This is a genomic window from bacterium (genome assembly GCA_026414725.1).
GTDB lineage: Bacteria > Ratteibacteria > UBA8468 > B48-G9 > JAFGKM01 > JAAYXZ01.
In genome coordinates, this window is the sequence record JAOAIL010000043.1 from 1 (window position 1) to 3,662 (window position 3,662).

Here is a 3,662-nt window from a genome sequence, read left to right on the forward strand (position 1 = left end):
ACGGGCTTCGGTCACCCACCTCACCAACTCGGCGGGCGTGCTATACGGTGCTCCTCACTCGTCGCACCAGCACCCCTCTCCCCTCAAGGGCGAGGGAAGAAAAAACTTGACAAAAAATTTTTTTGTGATACAGTAAAAATGCAATCAGGCTAATATTGTTTCAAAGGGAGGGATTTTGTGTGTTTTTTTGCCTTCATTTTGTGTTTTCTCCCGGCCTGTTTAGAATAGAAAAAAGAAAAAGGAGGGAAAGAAAATGCAGAAGAGAGGATTTACTTTGATTGAGTTGCTGGTTGTGGTAGCAATCATTGCGATTTTAGCAGCAATGTTGCTACCAGCACTTTCCCAGGCGAGGGAGAGAGCAAGAGCAGCCACCTGCATAAGCAACTTAAAGCAGGTCGGTGTTGCACTTGAGATGTATGCCAATGACTACAGTGGCATCATCGCGTTGGTGGATGAGAATGGTAAGACTACTCCTGCGGGTCAGTGGCAAGGAATGTGGAGAGAATGGAGTGTATTTTTGATGATGGGAAATTACATCCCTCTTCAACAGCGAAGGGTATTCTACTGTCCGTCAAGAAGACCTGACCCATCAGGAACAAAGGGTTCTGTAATACCTACAACAAACCCAGAATTAAAAACATACGGTATAGGGCTGGATGTTCCGCAGTCATGGTGTATGGGAAAATATGTTCTGGATGATTCATTAGAGCCCTGGTCCATCTATCTGAAAAAGGACAGGATACCCAAGCCCTCAAGTTATGTAATGGTTGCTGATACCGGTGCGGTTGGGAGCATTACGACTTACGGAGCACTGGGTGAGGCAATGTATTTTGTAAGGGACTGGAACAACTATGGTCAAGAGACCGCTATATTTACACTCCATACAGGGGTTGCCAATATACTTTTTGCTGACTGGCATGTAGAAGCGGTAAATACATCAAAACTTCCTTCTTATGGTGTGAACCATTATGTTAATGCAAGTGGGAGTTATATTAAACTATAATTAGGTTTTTGTTAGCAGAAGAAGGGGTGGCATTTCCGCCACCCCTTTTTTTATCTCCTCACCCTGTCTTGCCCTGACGGGCTTCGGTCACCCACCTCACCAACTCGGCGGGCGTGCTATACGGTGCTCCTTACTCGTCGCACCAGCACCCCTCTCCCCTCAAGGGCGAGGGAAAAAGAAATCCTCCCCATATGAAGGGGGAGGAAAAATAGGTGGGGGTGGAGAGTAAAAGAAAGGGCTAACCCTACACCTTCTCCCCTCAGTGGAGAGGGAGAAAGCAAGAAAGGGGGCTTATGAAAGAAGAAAAGGGATTTATAGGAGAGCAATATATAAAGGAACTCAAGCAATTGTTAGAGAAAAAGAAGAATGTATATCCTGATTACAGAAAAGAAGCGGAAAGATACAGAAAATTATCTAACTTGAAAACAATGGATTTCTTCTATAATGTAGTTGCAGAGAAGAATATACCAAAAGATAGTCAGGTTGTTGGATACTTCTGTAACAGTGTCCCTGAAGAACTCATTATGGCAGTAGGAGCAGTACCTTTGCGACTATGTAATCAGGACTTACACTGTGCAGAAGCAGGAGAAGAAATTATACCCGGTGATATATGTCCTGTAATTAAGGCAATCTGCGGGAGTTTTGATGAATATATAAAAGCCGATATAATCGTCATTCCAGCAACCTGTGATGGCAAGGTAAAATTAGCAGAGATATTAAGCCCTGCTTTTAAAAACATCTACTTCATTGATATACCGAGGAACTCTGATTATACAAAGAGTATTGAACTGTGGGAGTCCGCCTACCTAAAATTTTATGAATACTTAAAGGATAGGTTTAAGGCAAAACCCACCAGAAAAGACCTTTTAAGTGCCTGCAAGACAGCAAATGAACGGACAAAGATATTCAGAAAAATATATCAATTGAGAGGCGAGAAAACAGGAGTTATAAACTCCTTTGACTATTTCACTCTTACTTCTGCATCTTTCTTACTCCCAGCGAAGGACTGGACAGAGAAGGCAGAAGTTCTTTACAGAGAAATGATAAATGAAAAAATAGAAAGGGATTATAAAAAGAGGATTTTACTTACGGGCTCTCCAGTAATATTCCCAAACTTTAAGATTCTTGAGATTATGGAGGATGCTAAATGTTATATTGGGGCTGATATTCTATGTTCTGCATACGGACATCTGTTTGACCCTGTAGAGGTAGATGAAGAAACAGAATCAGGTATTATAAGGGCACTTACACTAAAATATATTGCACCGAGCATATGCCCCTGTTTTCTCGGAGTTGATAAACTGCTCAATGCTGTTCTTGAAAATGTAGAAAAATATTCTATTGATGGGGTTGTTTATTATAACCTTCGTCTCTGTAATGTTTTTGAAATGGACATCCCTGTCTTAAGGAGTGTATTAAAAAACAAAGGGATTCCATTCCTCGCTTTAAAGACGGACTTCAGCAGAGAAGATGCAGGACAGTTAAAGACAAGGTTAGAGGCATTTATGGAGATGCTCGGTTAGATTTCACCCTCACCCTGTACCCTCTCCCCTCAAGGGAGAGGGAAGAAGCAGTAAGAACTGGAGGAAGGTTAATGAACAAAGGAGAGATAAAAGCAGGTATAGACATTGGTTCTGTAACAACAAAGTGTGCCATAGTGAAGGATGAGATTATTCTTGGGAAGGCAATTATAAGAACATCTTTAGATACAGAAACCTCATCTGAATATGTCCTTCAGAAGGCACTGGAAGAAGCAGGGATAAAAGAAACAGATTTAAAGGATATTACATCTACTGGATATGGAAGAAGACAGTTTAAGAAGGCAAACAGGATTATCACAGAAATATCTGCAGTAGCAAAAGGGGGCTATATACTCGGTGGTAAAAAAAGATGTCTTATATTAGATGTAGGCGGACAGGACACAAAGGTGGTTGAGGTAGATGATAAAGGAGAAGTAGTGGATTTTTTGATGAATGATAAGTGTTCTGCAGGAACAGGAAGGTTTCTTGAGATTATGGCTGGTGTTCTTGAAACAGATATAGAAGGTTTTTCCTCTCTCGCAATGTCTTCTAAAAGTCCTGTAAAGATTAACTCTACCTGCAGTGTGTTTGCTGAAAGTGAAGTAATCTCTCTGATTACATCATCAACCTCAAGGCAAGATATAGCAGGTGGGCTTTTTAATGCTATTGCTGTAAGAATTGCAACAATGACAAGACAGTTCAGTTATAGAGAAAATCTATTGTTTTGTGGAGGTGGTGCAAGAATTCCTGCGTTAAAACATTATCTTGAAAAAATCCTTGAAAGAGATGTGATTGTTTTACCGGAACCACAGTTTGTAGTTGCATATGGTGCTGCACTGACAGAATAATTATTCCTGCCTGTAAAAAAAAGTAGGCCGCGCAGGACTCGAACCTGCCACGCCCGCCTTAAAAGGGCGGTGCTCTGCCAGATGAGCTAGCGGCCCATAATTTCAGAAATAATTATTATAAAACAAAATTTAAAAAAGGTAAAGGGAAAATTTATGGGTAATAAAAAATTTCCCCTCTCCCTTAGGGGGAGAGGGGCTGTTAATTTTCCCCTCCCTTCAAGGGGAGGGGAATAAGGGGAGGGTGAAACCTTTGCTAATCTTTTCCCCCTCATCCTTCACCTTCTCCCCCCG

General features: G+C 41.5%; 3 protein-coding genes, 1 tRNA gene and 1 pseudogene. 4 read left to right on the forward strand and 1 reads right to left on the reverse strand.

The annotated features are described in order from the left end of the window. Positions 1–253 precede the first annotated feature (253 nt). The 4 genes and pseudogenes from N3D17_07680 to N3D17_07695 all read left to right on the forward strand — a co-directional run bounded on the left by N3D17_07680 (position 254) and on the right by N3D17_07695 (position 3,371). Positions 254–337 (forward strand): annotated as a pseudogene (locus N3D17_07680) (prepilin-type N-terminal cleavage/methylation domain-containing protein). Continuing rightward, entirely contained in the window at positions 323–1,003 is a 681-nt protein-coding gene (locus N3D17_07685) for a DUF1559 domain-containing protein (protein MCX8083244.1), read from the forward strand. The pseudogene N3D17_07680 and the gene N3D17_07685 overlap by 15 nt, the downstream one beginning before the upstream one ends. Before the next feature lie 293 nt (positions 1,004–1,296). Next, complete coding sequence (locus N3D17_07690) at positions 1,297–2,526, forward strand: 2-hydroxyacyl-CoA dehydratase family protein (protein ID MCX8083245.1); 1,230 nt, start codon at positions 1,297–1,299, stop codon at positions 2,524–2,526. 71 nt (positions 2,527–2,597) lie between these two features. Next, a complete protein-coding gene (locus N3D17_07695) occupies positions 2,598–3,371 on the forward strand; it encodes an acyl-CoA dehydratase activase (GenBank protein MCX8083246.1) in 774 nt (257 codons plus the stop codon). A 23-nt stretch (positions 3,372–3,394) separates the two neighbouring features. On the opposite strand, the gene N3D17_07700 is transcribed toward N3D17_07695, so the two are convergent. Beyond that, positions 3,395–3,467, reverse strand: a tRNA-Lys gene (locus N3D17_07700). Positions 3,468–3,662 lie beyond the last annotated feature (195 nt).

Excerpts from the sequence above, each read along its gene's own strand:
- N3D17_07685 (MCX8083244.1), top strand. The coding sequence starts at position 323 with ATGTTGCTACCAGCACTTTCCCAGGCGAGGGAGAGAGCAAGAGCAGCC.
- N3D17_07690 (MCX8083245.1), top strand. The coding sequence starts at position 1,297 with ATGAAAGAAGAAAAGGGATTTATAGGAGAGCAATATATAAAGGAACTC.
- N3D17_07695 (MCX8083246.1), top strand. The coding sequence starts at position 2,598 with ATGAACAAAGGAGAGATAAAAGCAGGTATAGACATTGGTTCTGTAACA.